Here is a 19,623-nt window from a genome sequence, read left to right as displayed (position 1 = left end):
GCTGACGGGGCCGGATACCATCAGCCCATGGCCCGAGCCGACCAGACGGAGATCGTCAAAGCGCAGCCTGGGAGCCAGACGCTCGCGCGCGGTCTGCGGGCCCTCATCGCCGTCACGGAATCCGGGACGGGCCTGACCACCCAGGAAGTCGCGGAACGGCTTTCCATCCATCGGTCGATCGCCTACCGGCTGCTTCAGACATTCGTGGATTTCCGGTTTCTCACCCGTGCCGACAACGGCGTCTACCGGCCGGGCGCGAGGCTCGTGTCGCTGTCGGACGCTTACCTGCCGGGCCTGCGCGAGCTCGCCCTGCCCTCGATGCGGCGGCTGGCCGAGCGACTCGGCTCCACGATCGCGCTCTTCGTCGCCGAGGGTGAGGAAGCGGTCGCGGTCTCGCTGGTCGAACCCACCAACACAACTCATCACCTGTCGTTCCGCGCCGGCATGCGGACCCCGCTGGACCGGGGGTCAGCGGGCTACGCGCTCGCCTCGGCGCTTCCGCCGCAGCCCGGCGAGCCGGCCGGGGTGAAGCTCGCGCGCGAGCTCGGCTTCGCGGTCAGCAGCGGTGAGATAGAGGCCGGGGCGCACGGCGTCGCGGCGCTCATCCCGACCCGGCCCTCCAGCCCGCTCATGTGCCTCCACCTGGTCACCTTCCGCTCCGAGGTGGCGGCCGGCGCGGGCCCGGTGATGGTGCAGGCCGCCGGCGAGATCGGCCAGCTCTTCGACGGCGGTGACCGGTTGTCGGGCGCCCGGGTGCCCGGGCTCGGCCAGGCCGGCTAGCCGATGTCCGGTCGATCTTGCCGTGACGATGTCGTCGTCCGGCTTTCGTCGTCGTCCGGATACCGATTGTGACCTGACGGAGTGCTCGCGGACGGACGTCGTGCGTGGCGCTCGAACACGGCACGAGGCCGGGCGGGCGGGCGCGGCACGAGGCCGGGCGACGGCCGGCGGGTGCGGGGCGGGCACGGAACCACGGCGCCAAGGCTGTGGGAACAAGATCTATGCAGCCTGAATCCCGCCGCCCAGCGATGTGTGGCGGCTCAGTGAGTCCGGGCTCTCACTCAATCGCCACGGTTGCTCGACACCGCGCATAAGGCCCAGCCGACGTGAATGCCGATCGGTCCCGGCCTGCGCCCCGGACCCCAGCACGCCTGCACGCCTGCACGCCTGCCACCCGCTCGACACCACGGCCACCACGGGCCACGGGCCACGGGCCCAAGTCCAGGCCAGGCCAGGCCCAGGCGTCAGCGCCCGGCGGTCGTGTTCTCCCGCGCACCGCGTTCTCCGCCTGCCCGCGTTTCCCGTGATTCCTATGTTTGGCGCGCCCACTGCCTCGTGGCGGTGGGCGCGGCTGCGCCGCTGCGCCGTGCCCGCCAGCCGCGGGCCGGACGGGCGTGCACGCGGGCCGCCGCTTCGGTCTTGACACCTCAGAACACCGATCCTACTGTGCATATGTCGAACACTCACGTTCTATAGTTCGCACACGAGTCAGGGTGTAGCGCGAGTCGGGGCGCAAAGCGAGTCAGTGCGCAGCGTGAGGTCAGTGCGCATCCGTGGGCCAGGTCGGCGTGAGTGGGATGCGGCGTGAGAGAGGGATGGGCCAGGCGCGTGTCGGAGTACGAAAGCATCTGGAGTGATCTTCAGGGCGTCCCGTTCTCGCAGGGGTACCTGGACGTCGCGGGCGTGCGGACGAGATACCTGCACGCCGGTGATGAGAGTGGACCGGTGCTCGTCCTGTTACACGGCTCGGGCGGGCACGCCGAGGCCTACGTCCGCAACCTGGAGGCCCACGCCCAGCATTTCTCGACGTGGGCGATCGACATGCTCGGGCACGGGTACACCGGCCGGCCCGGGCACCCGTTGGAGATCGCGCACTACGTGGAGCACCTGCTGGCGGTGCTCGACACCATCGGCGCGGACCGCGCCCACATCAGCGGCGAGTCGCTCGGGGGCTGGGTGGCGGCCCGCGCGGCCGTCGACCATCCGGACCGGGTCGACCGGCTGGTGCTGAACACCGCCGGCGGGTCGCAGGCGGATCCGGTCGTCATGGCGCGCATCCGCACGCTGTCGATGGCGGCGGTGGAGGACCCGACGTGGCCGACCGTCCAGGCCCGGATCAAGTGGCTGATGGCGGACAAGACCCGGGGCTACGACGATCTCGTCGCGAGCCGACAGCGCGTCTACCGGCAGCCCGGCTTCACCGCGGCGATGAGCGACATCATGGCGCTGCAGGATCCGGCGATCAGGGCGCGTAACCTGCTCGGCCCGGCCGAGTACGGCGCCATCACCGCACCCACGCTGGTGCTGTGGACGAGCGACGACCCGACCGCAGACGTCGAGGAGGGCGGCCGGATCGCCTCGATGATCCCGGGCGCCCGCTTCGAGGTGATGCCCGGCTGCGGTCACTGGCCCCAGTACGAGGACGCGAAGACCTTCAACCGTCTGCACCTCGACTTCCTGCTGGGGCGCTGACCATGGCCGCGGACCTCCCCGGTACCGGACCAGCCGCCGGGCCCGGAGCCGTCGCCGCCGCGCCGGCCGTCGTGCTGATCGGGGCCGGCCCGGTGGGGCTGACGCTCGCGAACCTGCTCGGCGGCTACGGCGTGCGCACCCTGGTGGTCGAGGAGCGGGAGACGCTGATCGACTACCCGCGCGGGGTCGGCCTGGACGACGAGTCGCTGCGCACCTTCCAGAGCACGGGCCTGGTCGACCGGATCCTGCCGCACACGAACCCCAACCAGGTGATGCGGTTCGTCGACGCGAAGCAGCGCGTGCTCGCCGAGATCGCGCCGACCAGCCAGCCGTTCGGCTGGCCGAAGCGCAACGGCTTCGTCCAGCCACTGGCGGACGCCGAGCTGCTGGCGGGCCTGCGGCGGTACGAGCACGTCGAGGTCCGCTGGGGCCACCGGATGGAGTCGCTGGAGCAGACCGCCGACGGGGTGACGGTGGGGCTGTCCGGGCCCGCCGGCCCCTCGACCGTCACGGCCGGCCACGTCGTCGGCTGCGACGGCGGGCGCAGCGCCACCCGGCAGCTCATGGGGGTGTCGTTCGAGGGCACGACGTCGCCGACGCGCTGGCTCGTGGTCGACATCCGCCCCGACCCGCTCGGCCGGCCCAACGTGGACGTCGGCGCGGACCCGGCGCGCCCCTACGTGTCGGTGTCCATCGCGCACGGCATCCGCCGGTTCGAGTTCATGCTGCACGCGGACGAGGCCGACGAGGCGGCGGAGGACCCGGAGTTCATCGCCACGATGCTCGCCCGGTTCGTCCCGCGCCCGGACCGCGTCAACATCATCCGGCGCCGGGTGTACACGCACCACTCGCGGATCGCCGGTTCCTTCCGCGCCGGGCGGGTCCTGATCGCCGGCGACGCCGCCCACCTGATGCCGGTCTGGCAGGGCCAGGGCTACAACAGCGGCATCCGGGACGCGGCCAACCTCGGCTGGAAGCTCGCCGCGGTGGCGAACGGCCTCGCCGGCGACGCCCTGCTCGACACCTACGACGTCGAGCGCCGCCGGCACGCCCAGGCGATGATCGACCTGTCGACGACCGTCGGGCGCATCATCTCCCCGACCAACCGGCGGGTCGCCACCGTGCGGGACTGGATCGCCCGGACGGCCTCCGCCGTGCCCGCGCTCAAGCAGTACGTCGTGGAGATGCGGTTCAAACCGATGCCGCGGTACGTCGAGGGCGCGGTCGTGCACACGGAGCCGATCCGGGCGAACTCGCCGGTCGGGACCCTGTTCATCCAGCCGCGGGTCGACACCCGCGAGCGCGAGAACGTCCGGCTCGACGACGTGCTCGGGCCCTGGTTCGCCGTGCTGTGCTGGAACAACGACCCGTACGAGCTGCTCGGCCCCGAGACGTTCGCGAGGTGGAAGGCGCTCGGCGCGACCTTCGTCGCGTTGCGGCCGGTCACCCAGCTGCACTGGGCGGACCAGGACCACCCGGACGTCGTGGTGGTCGGGGACCGGACCGGCGCGCTCAAGTCCTGGTTCGACGCGCACGAGGAGTCCGTGCTCTTCCTGCGGCCCGACCGGTGTGTGTCCGGCGCCTGCGTCGCTCAGCTGACATCCGAACTGGCCGCGTCGCTCACCGGCGCGCTGTCCCTCACCCCGGGAGCCGAGGATGGCGCTCGCCCTCTGCTGCATGTCACACAGCCCGCTGCTCGGCCTGCCCGGCCCGCCGCCGTCTCTCCTGGCTGACGTCGGCACGGCGCTCGCCGCCGCCCGGGACGTGGTGCGCGAGTACGACCCGGACCTGGTCGTCCTGTTCGCCCCGGACCACTACAACGGCTTCTTCTACCGGCTCATGCCGCCGTTCTGCGTCGGCACCGCGGCGCGCGGTGTCGGCGACTACGGGACGCAGAGCGGCGAGCTCGACGTCCCCGCCGAGCTCGCCTACGGCCTCGCGGAGGCGGCCTGGGCGGCCGACGTCGACGTGGCCGTCTCGACCGGCATGGACGTCGACCACGGCACGGTGCAGCCGCTGGCGGCACTCTTCGGCGACATCGCGGCCCGTCCGGTGGTCCCGGTCTTCGTCAACTCCGTGGCGGTCCCGCTGGCGCCGCTGCGGCGGGCCCGGCTGCTGGGGGCCGCGATCGGCCGCTACCTGGCCGGCCTCGACCGGCGGGTGCTCGTGCTGGGGTCGGGCGGACTCTCGCACGACCCGCCCGTCCCGAACCTGGCCAGCCCGCCGGAGGTGCTCGAACGCATCGTGCACGGCCGGCCGCCGACCGCCGGGGAGCGGCAGGCCCGGCAGAGCGCGGTGATCGAGGCGGCGGCGAGCTTCGCCCGCGGTACGGCCGACCTGCGACCGCTCAACCCCGAGTGGGACCGGCGCGTGCTCGACGTCCTCGACCAGGGCCGGCTGGCCGAGCTGGACGGGTGGACCAACGACGGGATCACCCGGGAGGGCGGCAACTCCGCGCACGAGATCCGCACCTGGGTCGCCGCGTTCGCCGCGCTCGCCGCGGCGGGGCCGTACCGGGTGCGGACCAGCTACTACCGGCCCGCGCCCGAGCTGATCGCCGGCTTCGCCGTGCGGACGGCCTTCCCGCGATGAGGCCCGTCCACCCGCGGGCGGTGCTCGCCCCGACGATTCCGAGGTGCCGTGTGACTGGCAGCGTTGTGACTGGCGGCGTGGGCCGTGAGGCGATCGAGGCCGCCGTCGCGCGGCTCGACCGGGCGGCCGTCGAGCACGTTCCGTGCGCGCCGGTCGCCGACCTGATCGGCCCGAGCGACATCGACGCCGCCTACGCGGTGCAGTCGGCGCTCACCGCGCTGCGGGTGGCCCGCGGCGCGCGGGTCGTCGGCCGCAAGATCGGTCTCACCTCGCCGGCCGTCCAACGCCAGGTCGGCGTGGACCGGCCCGACTTCGGCGTGCTCTTCGACGACATGAGCTACGCCTCGGGCGCCACGGTGCCGTTCGGTCGGCTGCTGCAGCCCCGGGCCGAGGCCGAGATCGCCTTCATCCTCGCCGCGGACATCGTCGACCCGCAGCCCGCCGCCGTCCGGGCGGCGGTCGGCAGCGCGGTCGCGGCGATCGAGGTCGTCGACAGCCGGGTCGCGGACTGGCGGATCCGCATCACCGACACGGTGGCGGACAACGCCTCCAGCGGCGTCTTCGTGCTGGGCGACCGGCATCTCACCCTGGACGAGTTCACTCCGGCCGACGTGTCGATGCGGATGCTGCGCAACGGCGTGACGGCCAGCACCGGGACGGGGCGGGCGTGCCTCGGCGACCCGCTCAGCGCGCTGGCGTGGCTCGCGCGCACGGCACTGGACTTCGGGGATCCGCTCCGGGGCGGCGACATCGTCCTTTCCGGGGCGCTCGGTCCGCTGGCCCCCATCGAGCCCGGCGACGTGATCCAAGCCGAGGTCGGCCCCCTGGGCCCGGTGACGGCGACGTTCGAGAAGGAAGGCTGAAACCGTGCAGCAGGTGGCGATCATCGGGTCGGGGAACATCGGTACCGACCTCCTGATCAAGATCAAGCGAAGGTCCGAGTCGCTGAGCGTGGCGGCCATGGTGGGGATCGACCCGGAGTCCGACGGCCTCGCCCGCGCCAGGCGGCTGGGCGTCGCCACGACGTCCGACGGTGTGGCCGGTCTCCTGGCGATGCCCGAGTTCGAACAGGCCGGCATCGTGCTCGACGCGACGAGCGCCAACGCCCACCGCGCGAACGCGGCGGCGCTGGCCCCCTACGGCCGGCGGCTGATCGACCTCACCCCGGCGGCCCTCGGGCCGTTCGTCGTGCCGGCGGTCAACCTCGACGAGCACCTGAGCGCCCCCAACGTCAACATGACGACCTGCGGCGGGCAGGCCACCGTCCCGATCGTCGCGGCGATCTCACGCGTCACCCCGGTGGCCTACGCGGAGATCGTCGCCACGGTGGCGTCGAAATCGGCCGGGCCCGGCACCCGCGCCAACATCGACGAGTTCACCGAGACGACGGCGCACGCGCTGGAGTCGGTGGGCGGCGCGCGGCGCGGCAAGGCCATCATCATCCTGAATCCGGCCGAGCCGCCGCTCATCATGCGGGACACCGTGCTCTGCCTGGTCGGCGACGTCGACCGGGACGCGGTCACCGAATCGATCCACCGGATGATCGCGGACGTCGCCGCCTATGTGCCCGGCTACCGCCTGAAGCAGGACGTGCAGTTCACTCCCGTGGACCCGGCCGAGATGCGCATTCTCCTGCCGGACGACACGGTCGACGTCCGCTGGAAGGTGAGCGTGTTCCTCGAGGTGGAGGGCGCCGCCCACTACCTGCCGGCCTACGCCGGCAACCTGGACATCATGACGTCGGCGGCCGTACGGGTCGCCGAGCGCATCGCCGGATCCGAGGTGACGGCATGAGCGGGCCGAACATCTATCTGCAGGACGTCACCCTGCGGGACGGCATGCACGCCATCCGGCACCGGGTCGACCCGGAGCGGGTCGGCGCCATCGTGGCCGCTCTCGACAAGGCGGGCGTCCGGGCGATCGAGGTCACCCACGGTGACGGGCTGGCCGGCTCCAGTCTGACGTACGGCCCCGGCAGCCACACGAACTGGGAGTGGATCGAGGCGGCGGTCACCAACGCCTCGCAGGCGACCATCACCACGCTGCTGCTGCCGGGCGTGGGCACGATCGCCGAGCTGCGCCGCGCGCACGCGATGGGGGTCGGCTCGGTCCGCGTCGCGACGCACTGCACCGAGGCGGACGTCGCCGCCCAGCACATCGCCGCGGCGCGCGAGCTCGGCATGGACGTCTCCGGCTTCCTGATGATGAGCCACATGGCCGAGCCGGCCGAGCTGGCCGCCCAGGCCAAGCTGATGGAGTCGTACGGGGCGCACTGTGTCTACGTCACCGACTCGGGCGGCCGGCTGACCACCGACCGCGTGCGCGAGCGGGTCCGTGCCTACCGCGACGTCCTCAGCCCGGACACCCAGATCGGCATCCACGCGCACGAGAACCTCTCGCTGTCGGTCGCCAACTCGTTCGCCGCGGTCGAGGAGGGCGCCTACCGCGTCGACGCGTCGCTCGCCGGCCAGGGAGCCGGCGCCGGCAACTGCCCGATCGAGCCGTTCGTCGCGGTCGCGCTGCTGCTGGGCTGGGATCTCGACTGCGACCTGCTCGCGCTGGAGGACGCGGCCGAGGACCTGGTCCGGCCGTTGCAGGACCGTCCGGTCCGGGTCGACCGCGAGACGCTCACGCTCGGCTTCGCGGGCGTGTACTCCAGTTTCCTCCGGCACGCCGAAATAGCCGCCGAGACCTACGGCGTGGACGCCCGCAGCATCCTGATCGAGGCGGGCCGGCGAAAGCTGGTCGGCGGCCAGGAGGACATGCTCGTCGACATCGCCCTGGCGATACAGCCCAAGTAGGCCCGCGACAACGGGCGGATGCCCGCAGGGCGGGTTCGTCGCCGCGCCGCCTCCGCTCTTCCTTATCCCCTGTGTCGTGCCCCCACATGCTGCTTTTCGTGTGCCCGAGGAGGCCATGATGCCCACCAACGACATCCCGGTGTTCGACGCCGACAACCACCTGTACGAGACCAAGGACGCGCTGACGAAGTTTCTCCCGGCCCGCTACAAGGGCGCCGTCGACTACGTCGACGTCCACGGCCGGACGAAGATCGTGGTCCGGGGGCAGATCAGCGACTACATCCCGAACCCGACCTTCGACGTGGTCGCCCGCCCGGGCGCGCAGGAGGACTACTACCGGCACGGCAACCCCGAGGGCAAGTCCTACCGGGAGATCTTCGGCGCGCCGGTGCGCTGCATCGACGCCTGGCGGGAGCCGGCCGCCCGGCTGAAACTCATGGACGAGCAGGGCCTGGACCGCACCCTGATGTTCCCGACGCTGGCCAGCCTCATCGAGGAGCGGATGCGGGACGACCCGGACCTGGTCCATGCCGTCATCCACTCGCTCAACGAGTGGCTGTACGAGACCTGGCAGTTCAACTACGAGGGCCTCGACCGCATCTTCACCACCCCGGTGATCTCCCTGCCGATCGTGGAGAAGGCGATCGAGGAACTGGAGTGGGTGCTGGAGCGGGGTGCCCGGGTGATCCTCATCCGTCCGGCACCGGTGCCCGGCCTGCGCGGCGCGCGCTCGTTCGGGCTGCCGGAGTTCGACCCGTTCTGGGAGCGGGTGCAGGAGGCCGACATCCTGGTCGCGCTGCACTCGTCGGACAGCGGTTACGACCGCTACTACAGCGACTGGACGGGCACCAGCTCCGAGATGCTGCCGTTCAAGCCCAGCGCGTTCCGGATGCTGCAGGCCTGGCGCCCGGTGGAGGACGCGGTGGCGGCGCTGGTCTGCCACGGCGCGCTGTCCCGGTTCCCCCGGCTGAAGATCGCCGTGGTCGAGAACGGCAGCAGCTGGGTCGCACCGCTGCTGCTGTCCATCAGGGACCTCTACAAGAAGCTGCCGCAGGACTTCGCGGAGGACCCGATCGAGGTCATCAAGCGGAACATCAACATCAGCCCGTTCTGGGAGGAGGACCTGGGCGCGCTCGCCGAGCTCATCGGGGAGGACCGGGTGCTGTTCGGCTCCGACTACCCGCATCCCGAGGGGCTTGCGAGCCCGCTGACCTACCTCGACGAGCTCAGGCACCTGCCCGAGGCGACCACCCGCAAGATCATGGGCGGCAACCTCGCCCGGCTGATGAACATCTCGGTCCCGGCCTAGCCGGACCGGCTCCCCGGGGACGGATCACGGACCCGTCCCCGGGACACCTCGCAGGGCGGCGCGCCCACCGGGGTGGGAGCGCCGCCCTGCGAGGACGCCGCCCGAGCGGACCCGGGCTCAGGGTGTGTGGGTGTGACCGGGTCCGGTCAGCGGGCGCGGCGTGCGCTGAACGCCGCGGCGCTGTGGGTCGGTCGCGAGCTGGACCGCTTCGCGGGTGACGGGCCGGCCTCGTGCTCGGGTGAGCTGGTACGAGCCGTGACCGCGGGCGATCGGGACGCCGTGGACCGCCCGGCGCGGCGGCCGTGGTCGGCGGCGCGGCCGCCGTGGTTGCCGGCGGGGCGGCGTCCACGCCGTCTGCCCGTTCGAGGCGTCGGCTCGGTGCCGCGGTCTTCACCGACCGGCCGGCGCTGGGCTGGAGTGCTCCTGGTCTCCGCCTGTGCCGCGACCACGGGGCTGCTGAGCGACCGGGCGCCGGGGGCGAGCGTGGCGAGTATCGGGTGAGCGGCGGAGGCGACCCGGGTGGTCGTCGGCCTGATGCCGGCGGCGCGGGCCAGTTGCGTGACCTCACGGATCTGCTCCGTGGTCGCCAGGGTGATGACGGTGCCCCTGTTGCCGGCACGCGCGGTGCGCCCGGAACGGTGCAGGTATGCCTTGTGGTCGGCCGGTGGATCGGCGTGGATCACGAGTGCCACGTTGTCGACATGGATGCCGCGGGCGGCGATGTCCGTGGCGACCAGCGCCGAGGCCCGGCCGGTGTGGAAGTCGTCGAGGTTGCGGGTACGGGCGTTCTGGCTGAGGTTGCCGTGCAGCTCGACCGCGCGCACGCCGGCGCGGTTGAGCTGGCGGGCCAGAGCCTTGGCGCCGTGCTTCGTGCGGGTGAACACGACCGCGCGGCCCGGGGCGCTGGACAGGTCGACGAGCACGGGAAGCCGGCTGTCCCGCTCGACGTGCAGCAGATGGTGCGCCATCGTGCCCACCGGGGACTGGGCGGAGTCGGCCTCGTGTACCGCGGGCCTGCTGAGGTACTGGCGCACCAGGGTGTCGATGGCCTTGTCCAGGGTCGCCGAGAACAGCATGCGCTGCCCACCGGCCGCGGTCTGGCCGATCAGCCGGCGCACCGCGGGCAGGAACCCCAGATCGGCCATGTGGTCGGCCTCGTCCAACACGACGATCTTCACCTGGGCCAGCGAGCAGCGCCCCTGCGCGAGGAGATCCTCCAGCCGGCCGGGGCAGGCCACGACGATGTCGACACCCCGCCGGATCGCGGCCACCTGCGGTTCCTGACCGACGCCGCCGAACACGGTGCACGAGGTGAGGCCGGCCGCGGCGGCCAGCGGTCGCAGCGCCGTGTCGATCTGCGCGGCGAGCTCGCGGGTGGGCGCCAGAACCAGCGCGCGCGGAGCCCCGGCCCGGGCCCGGGGCCCGCCGGACAGCCGCGCGACCACGGGCAGGAGGAACGCGAGCGTCTTGCCGGACCCCGTGCGGCCGCGGCCGAGGACGTCACGTCCGGCGAGCGCGTCCGGCAGCGTCGCCCGCTGGATGGGGGTGGGGGTCTCGATGGTGAGACGGGTGAGAACATCGGTCAGGCGCGCAGGCACGCCAAGATCGGTGAACGAAGACAAGAAGAATCTCTATCTGTGCGGGTGTCCCGCCGACAACCGGGGATCCGAGGATCTCGGCCGGTTACGCGCGGAGCGGAGGCCCGATGCTGAGAAGCGGGTGCTACGACGCGCGGACAACTCGCGGCAGGAGCTCGACGAGCTGATGGAGCCAGCATAGCCGGTCCGTGCGCCGCATCGGTGCCCACCAGTGCGGTGAGGTCGTCGGCGGGCAACGGGCCGTCGCTGGTGGCCGCGCCAGCGGTGGGCCCCACCCAGGGTGCGTCGCACCCAACAAAGCCCTACTGGGTGGCGGCGGCCGTCGACCCGCTCAGCGCGGCGCAGATGCCGCCGTCCACGAGGATGTCGACGCCGGTCACGAAGCGGGCGCTGTCGGACAGCAGGAAGGCGACGACGTCGGCGACGTCCTGCGCCTGCCCGATGCGGCCGAGCGGAGTCTGGTCCACCAGGGTCTGCATGACCGTGTGGGTCTCGGCCTCCTGCCGGCCCTGCGGAGTGTCGATGATCCCCGGGGAGAGGGAGCAGACGCGCCCGCCGAGCGGACCGACCCGCACCGCCTCCTGGCGGGCGAAGCGCTGCACCCCGCGCTTGGCCCACGAGTAGGCCATGCCGGGGTCCTCGACGACGGGCCCGAGGGCCTCGTGCAGGCGGTCGAGGAAGTTCTCGTCGAGCGGGTCGTCCAGCACGGCGTCGGCGGCCGGGTCGGCCTCGCTGATCTGCAGGTACGGCGCCATGGAGGCGAAGCACACCAGCGCCGTCCCGGCGGTGGTGAGCGGGCGCAGGGCCGCCGCGAGCAGCGCCGTCCCGACGAGGTCGACGGCGAAGATGCGGCGCCAGTCGGCCATGGTCGGTGAGATGCCCGCGGCGTGCGCGACGGCGCGCAGCGTGCCGAGCTCGCCGGCCCGTGCCGCGAGCCGGTCCAGTCCCTCCCGGTCGGTGACGTCGAGGACGAACGCCTCGACGGTGGTCGTGCTCGCCGGCCACCGCTTCGCCAGCGCCGTCACCGACTCGTCCCGGTCGACGAGCAGCAACGCGTCGACCGTGCCGTCGAGGCGCTGCGCGCAGGCCAGGCCCATGCCGCGACCGGCACCGGTCACGATGCCCACCGTCCCGGCGGCCCGGGTGCCATTCCTGGTCAAGGCTTCTCCACTCCCTTGTGCGAGGTGACCGCTCGAAGCGTGGTGCGAGGACCGCCGACGGCGGGGCGCCGGCCGGGTGCTCCCGGACCGGGCCCGCGCACGTCGGCGGGCGGCCTACACGCTGAGCGTGCGGATCGGATCGCTGCCGTCCCAGTCCTGCGCGGCCTGGCGGACCAGCGTGGCGATGCCGTCCGTGGCGGCCGTGACCTCCATGATCTCGACGATGGTCGCGGGCCCGGCCGGCGGCTCGACGTAGGCGTAGCGAGCCGCGCCATCGCCGTCACCGGACCACACGACGGGCCACCCGGCGGCCGCCACGGACCGCATGGTGGCGTCGAAGTCGTCGGTCCACCAGGCCAGCTGGTGGAACCCCTCGTGCCCCGCGTGCAGGAACTCGGTGTAGATGCTCGGGGTGTCGTCCTCCTGGCAGATCAGTTCGACCTGCAGGTCACCGGTGTTGCTGAAGGCGATGGACAGCGGGGCCGAGCAGGACCGGCCCCGGTAGAGGCCGGTCTGCGTCTGTCCGCGCAGGACGTACCAGGGGCCTACTCCCAGCTCCAGCCAGCTGCGCACGGCCTGATCGATGTCGCGGACGATGTAGCCGATCTGGCGGGCGGCGCCGGGCAGGACGGCCGGCCGGGCGGCCACCTCCGAGGTCGGGGTCATCGGTGCTCCTCTGCGTAGACGGACGTGCGGGACGGGCCGTTCCCGGCGCGCCGGGGGGACCGGGCGTGCCGTCTCATGGCTCCAGCACGACCCGGATGGCGCCCGACTTCCGGTCGCTCGCCACCCGGAACGCCTCCTCGGCCTCCTCGAGCGGGAAGCGGTGGGTGATGAGGGTGCGCGCGATCTCGGGGTCCTCGGCGAGCATGGCCGCGGCGTCATCCATCTCGCGGCCGCCGCCGTGGCGGCAGTAGCCGAGGGAGGACAACAGGCGGCCCTCGCGGAGGAAGACACTGAGCCAGTCGACCTCGATGGTGCCCATGTAGACCCCGATGGCGACGACGGTGCCGCCGGGCGCCAGCAGCTCCACCGCGCGGGCGAGGCTGGCCGGGCTTCCCGCCGCCTCGATGATGACGTCGTACTCGCCCTTGGGCGGGCCGCTGGCGCCGAGGCGCTCGGCGGCCTCGATCTGGTGCGGATAGCGCGCCTCGATGGCGATGTCGGTGATGCCCTGCCGGCGGGCGGCGGCGACGGCGAGCAGGCCCAGCGCGCCCGCGCCGACGACGGCGACCCGGGCTCCGGGGGCGGCGCCGGAGATCCGGACGCCGTGCCAGGACACCGACGCCGGCTCGACGATGGAGGCGTCGCGCACGTCGAGGCCGGCCGGCAGCGGGACTAATCGGGCCGTGGGCACGCGGAACTGCTCGGCCATGCCGCCGTCGGCACTGAAGCCGAGCGCCCGCTCGCCGTGGGTGGGACAGCGGTTGTAGTTGCCGTTCAGGCACTGCTCGCATTCCATACAGCCGAAGAGCGCCTCGACGATGTAGGCGCTGCCGTCCGCGCGCACGCCCGCCAGCTCGTGGCCGAGGATGTGGCGGCTGCCCTGGCTGATGTAGATCAGGTCGGAGCTGCAGATGCTCGCCGAGCGGACCTGCAGGACCTCGCCGGTGCCGGGCGGCTCGTCGAGGTCGACGAGCTGCACGCCGCCTTCGGCTGCACGTACGGCTTTCATGAACGCTCCTTCGCGGGTTGCGGGACGGCGGGGCCGGTCGTGCTGGGGCCGGTCGTGCTGCCGGCCAGGGCTGCCGGTGACCCGGAGTGCCCGGCCGGCGTGTCACTGATCCCGAGGTAGGACTGCACCAGCAGGTCCGCGTCGACATCGGCGGTCCGCTGCGCCCAGGCCACCCGGCCGACGGCCATGAAGGCGATGGTGTCGGCGAGCGCGACCACGTCGTGGGCCTTCTCCTCGACCAGCAGGATCGCGGTCCCGGTGGCCCGCAGTTCCTCCAGGGCGGCGTAGACCTCGGCGACGACGAGGGGGGCCAGGCCGAGCGAGGGCTCGTCCACGATCAGGACGGCGGGGGGCTTCACCAGCGCCGGCGCCAGGGCCAGCATCTGCTGCTCGCCGCCGGACAGGGATCCGGCGAGCTGGCCGCGGCGTCGGCCGAGCACCGCGAAACGGCGGTAGGCGGCGTCCCGGTCATCGGCCGACGGGAGCCACAGGGAGAGGTTCTCGTCCACGGTCAGGGCCGGGAAGATGCCGCGGCCCTCGGGGATGAGGAAGGCGCCGTGCCGGACTCTGCGGTGCGGTGGCAGCCCGGTGACGTCCTGGCCGCCGAGCCGCACGGTGCCCTGCGTCACCGGGACGCCGCCGGTGACCACCCCGCAGATCGTCGACTTGCCGGCCCCGTTGGCCCCGATGAGGGCGAGCACCTCGCCGGCCCGCAGCGTCAGGCTGACCCCGTGCAGCACCTCCACGGCGCCGTAGGCGGCGTGCACGTCACGCAGCTCGAGCACGGTCGAGGCACCGTCCGAGGCCTCGGTGTCCGGCGCGCTGACCGGGGTCACGCTGTTCGGGGTGGTGCTGTTCGGGGTGGTGCTGACCGGGGTCGCCGCCGTGGCGGCGGCCTCCCGGCGCAGCGCCCGCTGCTCCCGCCTGCGGCGACGCTCGAACCGCTGCTGCGCGGTGAGCGCGAGGATGCCGTCGGAGTTCTGCGCCAGGTTGATCGCGGCCAGGCCGGAGAGCACCTGCGGCAGGTAGGACGTCTCCGCGACGTGGCTGAGGATCTCGGGGCTGACGGCGGCGCTCAGCCCGGCGATCACGGCCGCGGCCGGGCGGCGCACCCCGAACAGCACGACCGTGGCGAGCCAGAACAGGCCCGTCTCGACCGGATAGTCGAGGTGGGTGATGCGCCCGGACGAACTCGCGAGCAGCACCCCGCCGAAGCCGGCGATGGCCGCGGACAGGGCGAACACCGCGGTCTTCGTGCGGCCCGCCGAGATGCCGATGGTCACCGCGCCCGGCTCCGTGGAGCGCAGCGCGGCCATCGCCCGGCCGGAGCTCGACCGGATCAGGTTGCTGACCAGGAGAAGAGCGAGGCCCAGCACGACCGCCAGGAAAATGATCATTGAGCGGGGGTCGGCGAGGTCCACCGGTCCGAGGGCGGGCGGGCGGAGCACCCAGCCGCCGAAGTCGTTCCGGCTCACGCCGCTGAGCTGGAAGAACAGGTTCTGGCAGAGGTACGCCAGGGCCAGGGTCGCCAGCGCCAGGGGCAGTCCGCCGAGCCGCCGGGCGGGCAGCGACACCAGCACGCCCATCGCGGTGGCGACCGCCGTGCCCAGGATCAGCGCGACCGCGAACGGCCAGTGGTGGCTGACCGCCCAGCCGGCGGTGATGCCGGCGGCGGTCACGAACGCGGCCTGCGCGAGGCTGACCATCCCGCCGACTCCGGTCACGACCGTGAAGGAGAGCAGCACCAGCGACAGCGCCAGCCCGCGGATGATGAGTGACTGCCAGTACTCGTCCGCCACGAACAGCGCGAAGACGAGGACGACGACGCTCCACACCGTCCACGCGATGACCTTGCGCCGCTTCGACTCCGTCCCGTAGGACGGCTGCGGCGGGTCGTCGTCGGCGTGCGCGCCGGCCCGCCGGCTGCGGTCCACGGCGAACACGAACAGCAGGCCGAGCAGCAGGATGAACGGCACCGACGTGCTGAACCCGGAGATGTTCTGGGCGAAGTCGGCGTAGCCGACGACGAGGTTCTGTATGACGCCGATCAGCAGGCCGCCGGCGAGCGCGAGGGGCATCGAGCGGAACCGGGCGAACACGACGGCGGGCGTCGAGATGAGCACGACCGTGGTGAACACCGGGGTGTTGAGCGTGAAGATCGGGGCGACCAGTACGCCGGCGAGCCCGGCGAGGAAGCTGCCCAGCATCCACGACACGGCGGAGGTCCGGTCGGGATCGATGCCGCGCAGGGCGGCCAGGCTCCGCCGGTCCACCACGGCCCGCATCTGGAGCCCGAGCCGGGTGCGCTGCAGCAGGACCCACAGACCGACGGCGGTGAGCACCGCGGCACCGAAGACGGCGATCTGGTTGCTGTCCAGCAGCACCCCGCCGAGCGTCCACGTCTTCTTCGGGGTCGGCCCCAGACCGGGGATCAGGAACAGATCCTCGATGCCGGCGATGTCCAGGTGGAACCACAGGTTCAGCCGGCTGGAGATGAACAGGCAGAGCCCGGGCACCGCGATCAGCAGCCCGATCGGCACCACGATCTTCACGGCCACCGGGGCGTGCGCGAGCCGCCGGTAGACCAGCCTGTCCAGTAACAGGCCCAACAGCGGCGCGAAGACAAGAATGGAAATGATCGCCGCGGGGACGACCGGCACGCCGGCGGTGACATTGAGTTGTACGAACAGATAGGCGGTGGCGAAGGCGACTGCACCGTGCGCGAAGTTGAAGATGCCCGACGTCTGATAGGTCAGGACCACGCCGGCCGCCAGGATGGCGTAGAGACCGCCGGCGACGGCGCCGCCGACGATGAGATTGAGGAACTCCTCCATTGTGTGGCCCTTCGATGGAGATCCGGTCTGGCGGTCAGCCCAGGTAGGCGGCTCGGACGGCGGGGTGTGCCTGAATCTCGTCCGGTGTGCCCTCGGCCAGGACGGAGCCGAGGTTCAGAACCACGACCCGGTCCGACTGGCCCATGACGAAACCGACGTCGTGCTCGACGAGGACGACCGCCACGCCGGCCGTCCGCAGACGCTGGATCTGCTCGCCGAAGAGCTCCGTCTCGTGCGCGGACAGCCCCGACGTCGGCTCGTCGAGCAGCAGCAGCCGGGGCCGGTCGGCGATCGCCCGCGCCAGCTCCACCAGCCGGGCCTGGCCGATCGGCAGCGCACCGGCGGGCTTGTGTCGCAGGTCGGCCAGCCCGCAGGCGGCGAGCACCGACAGCGCGTGCTCCCGCCGCTCGGCCTCGCGCCGCCGCCGCCCGGGCGCGGCGAACAGGTCGGCGAGCAGCCCGCCCCCGCCGCCGCGCCATTCCATGGCGGTCAGGACGTTGTCCTCCACCGAGAGGCGGCTGTACAGCTGCGCGCGTTGGAAGGTACGACGCACGCCGGAACGCGCGCGGCGTTCCGGGAGCTGCCGGGTGACGTCCACTCCATCGAGGCGCACGGCGCCCGACGTGGGCGGCGTCAGGCCCGAGATGATGTCGAACAGGGTGGTCTTGCCGGCGCCGTTCGGGCCGATGAAGCCACAGACCTCGCCGGGGTCCACCCGCAGGGACACATCACTGATGGCGGTCAGCCCGCCGTAGCGCTTGGTGACGTGGCGGACCTCCAGTGCCGGTTCCGTGGTCACCCCGGCGACGCTGCTGTCGGTGCTGGTCGCAACCACACCCACTCCTTTCCGCCCCTGCGGGCCCGTAACGGTCCAGGAAGCGGGGGACAGACCGGCCCCCGTGCGGACTGGGACTCCCTCCGCGGGCGGAGGGATGTGGTTCCGCCCTCCGCCCGCTTCGCACGGGTGCCGGTCTAGTTGGTGTAGGGGTTGTTGCAGACGAGCGGGACGGCGAGCGAGTAGTGGCCGTCCTTCAACTGAGTGGAGGCACTGCAGGGCGCGCCGTAGAAATGATTCTCCGGCCACGTCGTCTGACCACTGAAGATGCCGTCACCGTAGTGATAGTCCGGGCTGTTCATTGTGCTCAGGAACTTGTCGACGGTGAGATCCTTGCCGGTCGCCTTGAGACCGGAGATCAGCATGTCGGCGGAGAGCCACCCCATCGCCGAGGTCAGCGACAGCTTGGCGCCCTTGCCGTACTTGTTGATGTCGTCGGTCATCTGGCGCACCGTCGGGTTGCCGGTCTCCTCGAACGGCAGCCACTGGACGGCCGTGTAGGTCTTGTCCAGAGCCTCCAGGCCGGTCAGCCGCGGGTCGTAGCCCACCGAGCTGGTCTGGATGCCCTGGTAGCCGGCGGCGGTCAGCGTCTGGGCCAGCGCGGTCACGTTCACGAAGTCGGTGACGTGGTAGACGAGCGCCGGCGGCTTGCCGTGGTTGGCGGTCATGATCTGCCGGACCAGCGAGGACGGGTCCGAGGGCGGCTGCCCGTACTGCAGGGTGGTGTTCGTCATGACGACGTCCAGCCCGGCCCGTTCCAGGGCGTCCTTGGTGTCGGCGACGCCCTGCTTGGCCGAGGCGTTGTCGACACCGAGCATGACGACGCTCTTGTCCGAGCTCTTGGACAGCAGCTCGACGTACGGGCCGACCTGGATCGAGTTGTACTTGTCCGGCAGCAGGCAGCCGGTGAAGCCGAAGGTGTTCGCCCGGCCGCAGAACCCGCTGTTGATCGACCAGCCGAACGCCGGCACCACGTTCTCGCACAGCGCGTCGACGTAGCCCGCCATCGTGGTCATCACCGGCGCCGCGGCGAAGACCTTCTCGTTCTCGGCCAGCTTCTTCCCGGCGTCGGCGTTCTGCTGGGCGTTCTGCGCGTCGTCGAGCATGCCGCTGTAGTCGATCGTGCGGCCGAACACGCCGCCCGCGGCGTTCTCCCGGGCGAACCGGGCCTGTGCGCCGAGGTCCGTCTCCTGGTAGGTGGAGGTCCCGCCGCCGCTGAGGGTGCCGATCCCGCCGACCTTGATACTGGTGGGGGTGATACCCCGGGTCGGGTCGGGCGAGGGGCCGGAGCAGGGCAGGCTGCCCGATACCGGGAGGGTCTTCCAGGTGGCGGGCTGCGTCGCGGAGGAGCGCGAGAGTGTCGCCGTCGTCCCGGCGTCCGTGCCCGGTGCCGCCGCGCTGGTGTCGCCGCCGTCCCCGCCGCTCCCGCAGGCGGCCACCAGGGCGAGCGCCGCCGCCAGCACCACAGGTAAGAGGCCTTTCCTCGGATTCATTTCTTGGACGACCTTCCTCTGGGTAGTCGCTGCGCGGGCGGCCCGGCCGTCGCGGCGCTTTCCGCGACGACGGCCTCTTCGGCGCAGCCGAAATCCGCGGCGCGCCGGACCGCGCCTGCGGAAGTGAAGTTGAACGAGCGGCTGATACTGCCCGCCGGTCGGTTGGAATCCCGGTGACGCCAAATAGAACGCACTGCGGCGAAGCGTCCCGTGGCGGCGATTGTGAATACGGCCGCCGACGGTCTGTGGTGGCTGAAGTGGCCGCGACAGGTCGGCTGCGGTCCAGTACGCGGCAGTTCCACCTGTCGGCGTCAGCCGGCAGGTGAACAATTACTGGACCGCGCCGGCGCGACTGCCTGTCGGTTCGGCCGGAACGTGTGGGAAGGCTTACATTTTCCGATCCGGAAGTCAAGGGGCCGGTGGTTGTGACTCTGGGCGGCCGATCAGTCGCCTTGCGCAGATGTGTGCGTGGCCGGTCTCCGCCTGTCGCCCGCCTTGCCGGCTTCTCCCGGAAATGCCGCTTTCGGTTGGTTATTCCGCGCATTCCCGTCCCCAGGAGAGGAGGGGGTACCGGAGGGCTCGCTGTGCGGGACCTGGCGCAGGCCGGTGCGGACGAGTCGGCTGCCCGCCTGTCGCGGGTCCGCGTCCGGGGCCGCGGTCCCCGTCCGGGGCAGCCGTCCTCGTCCGGGGAGGGCGGGTCCGGGTGGCCTGTGTCCGCGTGCTGCGGTGTGCGACCGCGTGCCGGTGCGGGGTTGATCGATCGGCGGCCCCGTGGCCCGGTCCGTCCGTCCCGCCCGCGGCCCGTCCGTCGGCAAGGCTTGCTGTTCCACGCCTGGTAGGCGGGCTGGTTGCCA

General features: G+C 72.1%; 16 protein-coding genes. 9 read left to right on the top strand and 7 right to left on the bottom strand.

The features are described from left to right. Positions 1-27: 27 nt before the first annotated feature. The 8 genes from AC559T_RS15550 to AC559T_RS15515 all read left to right on the top strand — a co-directional run bounded on the left by AC559T_RS15550 (position 28) and on the right by AC559T_RS15515 (position 9,174). On the top strand, positions 28-780 hold the full coding sequence (locus AC559T_RS15550; RefSeq protein WP_112105714.1) for an IclR family transcriptional regulator: 753 nt from the start codon (positions 28-30) through the stop codon (positions 778-780). Positions 781-1,608: 828 nt separating this feature from the next. Then, positions 1,609-2,472: an alpha/beta fold hydrolase gene (locus AC559T_RS15545; protein ID WP_112105715.1), complete on the top strand. Its 864-nt coding sequence runs from the start codon at positions 1,609-1,611 to the stop codon at positions 2,470-2,472. A gap of 2 nt (positions 2,473-2,474) precedes the next feature. After that, positions 2,475-4,205 carry a bifunctional 3-(3-hydroxy-phenyl)propionate/3-hydroxycinnamic acid hydroxylase gene (locus AC559T_RS15540; RefSeq protein ID WP_112105716.1) on the top strand — a complete coding sequence of 577 codons (1,731 nt, stop codon included), beginning with the start codon at positions 2,475-2,477 and terminating at the stop codon, positions 4,203-4,205. Beyond that, positions 4,150-5,064 carry a 3-carboxyethylcatechol 2,3-dioxygenase gene (locus AC559T_RS15535; RefSeq protein ID WP_498869195.1) on the top strand — a complete coding sequence of 305 codons (915 nt, stop codon included), beginning with the start codon at positions 4,150-4,152 and terminating at the stop codon, positions 5,062-5,064. The genes AC559T_RS15540 and AC559T_RS15535 overlap by 56 nt, the downstream gene beginning before the upstream one ends. Positions 5,065-5,114: 50 nt before the next feature. Beyond that, complete coding sequence (locus AC559T_RS15530; RefSeq protein WP_498869194.1) at positions 5,115-5,927, top strand: 2-keto-4-pentenoate hydratase; 813 nt, start codon at positions 5,115-5,117, stop codon at positions 5,925-5,927. A gap of 4 nt (positions 5,928-5,931) precedes the next feature. After that, entirely contained in the window at positions 5,932-6,858 is a 927-nt protein-coding gene (locus tag AC559T_RS15525; RefSeq protein WP_248830792.1) for an acetaldehyde dehydrogenase (acetylating), read from the top strand. Then, entirely contained in the window at positions 6,855-7,865 is a 1,011-nt protein-coding gene (gene dmpG / locus AC559T_RS15520; protein WP_112105719.1) for a 4-hydroxy-2-oxovalerate aldolase, read from the top strand. The genes AC559T_RS15525 and dmpG overlap by 4 nt, the downstream gene beginning before the upstream one ends. A 118-nt stretch (positions 7,866-7,983) precedes the next feature. Continuing rightward, the gene (locus tag AC559T_RS15515) at positions 7,984-9,174 is read left to right on the top strand and encodes an amidohydrolase family protein (RefSeq protein ID WP_498869228.1); all 1,191 of its coding nucleotides are present in this window, start codon (positions 7,984-7,986) and stop codon (positions 9,172-9,174) included. A 146-nt stretch (positions 9,175-9,320) separates the two neighbouring features. Here AC559T_RS15515 and AC559T_RS15510 read toward each other — a convergent pair whose 3' ends face one another. Further along, positions 9,321-10,772 (bottom strand): DEAD/DEAH box helicase, encoded by a 1,452-nt coding sequence (locus AC559T_RS15510; protein ID WP_498869193.1) that lies wholly within the window; start codon positions 10,770-10,772, stop codon positions 9,321-9,323. Between the two features lie 10 nt (positions 10,773-10,782). Between AC559T_RS15510 and AC559T_RS15505 the strand changes: the two genes are divergently transcribed. Continuing rightward, positions 10,783-10,953, top strand: a complete 171-nt coding sequence (locus tag AC559T_RS15505; protein WP_498869192.1) for a hypothetical protein — start codon at positions 10,783-10,785, stop codon at positions 10,951-10,953. A 121-nt stretch (positions 10,954-11,074) separates the two neighbouring features. Here the strand turns inward: AC559T_RS15505 and AC559T_RS15500 are convergent, their stop codons facing one another. The 6 genes from AC559T_RS15500 to AC559T_RS15475 all read right to left on the bottom strand — a co-directional run bounded on the left by AC559T_RS15500 (position 11,075) and on the right by AC559T_RS15475 (position 18,742). Further along, entirely contained in the window at positions 11,075-11,932 is an 858-nt protein-coding gene (locus tag AC559T_RS15500; RefSeq protein ID WP_498869191.1) for an SDR family oxidoreductase, read from the bottom strand. A gap of 114 nt (positions 11,933-12,046) precedes the next feature. Continuing rightward, on the bottom strand, positions 12,047-12,598 hold the full coding sequence (locus tag AC559T_RS15495; RefSeq protein ID WP_112105722.1) for a VOC family protein: 552 nt from the start codon (positions 12,596-12,598) through the stop codon (positions 12,047-12,049). 73 nt (positions 12,599-12,671) lie between these two features. After that, positions 12,672-13,607, bottom strand: coding sequence for a zinc-dependent alcohol dehydrogenase (locus AC559T_RS15490; protein WP_131626043.1), 936 nt, complete (start codon positions 13,605-13,607; stop codon positions 12,672-12,674). Continuing rightward, positions 13,604-16,441: an ABC transporter permease subunit gene (locus AC559T_RS15485; protein WP_498869190.1), complete on the bottom strand. Its 2,838-nt coding sequence runs from the start codon at positions 16,439-16,441 to the stop codon at positions 13,604-13,606. Before AC559T_RS15485 ends, AC559T_RS15490 begins: the two co-directional genes overlap by 4 nt. A 34-nt stretch (positions 16,442-16,475) precedes the next feature. After that, entirely contained in the window at positions 16,476-17,276 is an 801-nt protein-coding gene (locus tag AC559T_RS15480; protein WP_498869189.1) for an ABC transporter ATP-binding protein, read from the bottom strand. Positions 17,277-17,413: 137 nt separating this feature from the next. Continuing rightward, positions 17,414-18,742: an ABC transporter substrate-binding protein gene (locus tag AC559T_RS15475; protein ID WP_498869188.1), complete on the bottom strand. Its 1,329-nt coding sequence runs from the start codon at positions 18,740-18,742 to the stop codon at positions 17,414-17,416. Positions 18,743-19,623: the final 881 nt, after the last annotated feature.

The organism is Frankia sp. Hr75.2 (assembly GCF_949319125.1).
Classification (GTDB): domain Bacteria; phylum Actinomycetota; class Actinomycetes; order Frankiales; family Frankiaceae; genus Parafrankia; species Parafrankia soli.
This window is presented reverse-complemented; position numbering and strand designations above follow the sequence as displayed.

What these genes read in the sequence shown, in the direction of transcription:
- dmpG (WP_112105719.1), top strand. Translation starts at nt 6,855, where the DNA reads ATGAGCGGGCCGAACATCTATCTGCAGGACGTCACCCTGCGGGACGGC.
- AC559T_RS15550 (WP_112105714.1), top strand. Translation starts at nt 28, where the DNA reads ATGGCCCGAGCCGACCAGACGGAGATCGTCAAAGCGCAGCCTGGGAGC.
- AC559T_RS15495 (WP_112105722.1), bottom strand. Translation starts at nt 12,598, where the DNA reads ATGACCCCGACCTCGGAGGTGGCCGCCCGGCCGGCCGTCCTGCCCGGC.
- AC559T_RS15485 (WP_498869190.1), bottom strand. Translation starts at nt 16,441, where the DNA reads ATGGAGGAGTTCCTCAATCTCATCGTCGGCGGCGCCGTCGCCGGCGGT.
- AC559T_RS15540 (WP_112105716.1), top strand. Translation starts at nt 2,475, where the DNA reads ATGGCCGCGGACCTCCCCGGTACCGGACCAGCCGCCGGGCCCGGAGCC.
- AC559T_RS15535 (WP_498869195.1), top strand. Translation starts at nt 4,150, where the DNA reads ATGTCACACAGCCCGCTGCTCGGCCTGCCCGGCCCGCCGCCGTCTCTC.
- AC559T_RS15490 (WP_131626043.1), bottom strand. Translation starts at nt 13,607, where the DNA reads ATGAAAGCCGTACGTGCAGCCGAAGGCGGCGTGCAGCTCGTCGACCTC.
- AC559T_RS15515 (WP_498869228.1), top strand. Translation starts at nt 7,984, where the DNA reads ATGCCCACCAACGACATCCCGGTGTTCGACGCCGACAACCACCTGTAC.